Source organism: Streptomyces sp. SID3343 (genome assembly GCF_009865215.1).
Classification (GTDB): domain Bacteria; phylum Actinomycetota; class Actinomycetes; order Streptomycetales; family Streptomycetaceae; genus Embleya.
Genome location: NZ_WWJX01001286.1, coordinates 1 through 920, shown reverse-complemented (window position 1 = coordinate 920; position 920 = coordinate 1). Strand labels below are relative to the sequence as shown.

General features: G+C 72.2%; 1 protein-coding gene and 1 pseudogene. One reads left to right on the top strand and one right to left on the bottom strand.

The window, feature by feature from the left end; genetic code table 11:
* A pseudogene (locus GT354_RS53015) lies at positions 1–376 on the bottom strand (hypothetical protein); the annotation flags it as partial.
* A 74-nt stretch (positions 377–450) separates the two neighbouring features.
* On the opposite strand from GT354_RS53015, the gene GT354_RS40250 reads away from it, so the two are divergent.
* Positions 451–920, top strand: a 470-nt coding sequence (locus tag GT354_RS40250) for an ATP/GTP-binding protein (protein ID WP_346012391.1), incomplete at its 3' end; no start/stop codon positions are given.

Here is a 920-nt window from a genome sequence, read left to right as displayed (position 1 = left end):
CTGCGGGCAGCGTGGCGAGGGCGGCGCGTTGCCCAGCCGGCGTCAGGCGCCCGATCTTGCGGTACTCGGCCCCCTCGCGGCCCTCCGAGGTGGCGAGCCGGTGCCGGGCGAGGTCGTTCAGCGCGTTGCGCACCGCCTTGTCGCCGCGCTCGGTGGGCAACAGCAGGCGCAGTTGCGCGGGGGTGGTGAGCTTGACGACCGCGAGTGCGGCGAGCACCTCGCCCCTGGACCGCGCGGTGGACCTGCGCGGATACGGGGAGGAGGGGTTGTAGGCACGCTTGGAGGACCCCTTGTCCGGGATGTGACCTGGGGAAACGCCCTGTGTGTCGTGGTCGGTCGCGGAAGCGACGGTGGAAGCGGGCACGGAAGCGGACACGGATCGCCCCGCGGACGGGCGGCGCGGGCCTGGATCTCGCGGCGCGGCGAGGTGAACACCAAGAGGACGAAGGGGTGTTCGGGGCCGAACAGGTCTTGTGCCACGAGATCCACCGCCTCCACCACCCGCGTACCACCACCGGCGCCGAGACCGCCGACCTGTTGAAAGACCTCACCGAACGCATCGGGGCGACGTTCGTGTGCGCGGGCATCGACGTGGTCGCCACCTTGTTGTCCGGTAGGGTACGCGGCGCGCAACTCGCCGGGCGGCCCTCCCTGGTCGAGTGCGGCGCGTTCGCGGCACGGCTCGGGAAACGCGAACCGTTCACCGAGTTGATCGCCGGCGTGGAAGCCGCCCTGGACCTCCTCCCTCAGCGCACCGTCGGCGGGATCGACAGCCTGGCCCGCCTGATCCGCCAAGCCGCGATCACCGCCATCCTCGACGGCACCGAACGCACCACCTCGACCAGCCTCGACGCGGTCCGCCTCGACCACCTCGCCGAAACACACCACCACCCCGGCACCCCGGCACCCCGGCACCCCGG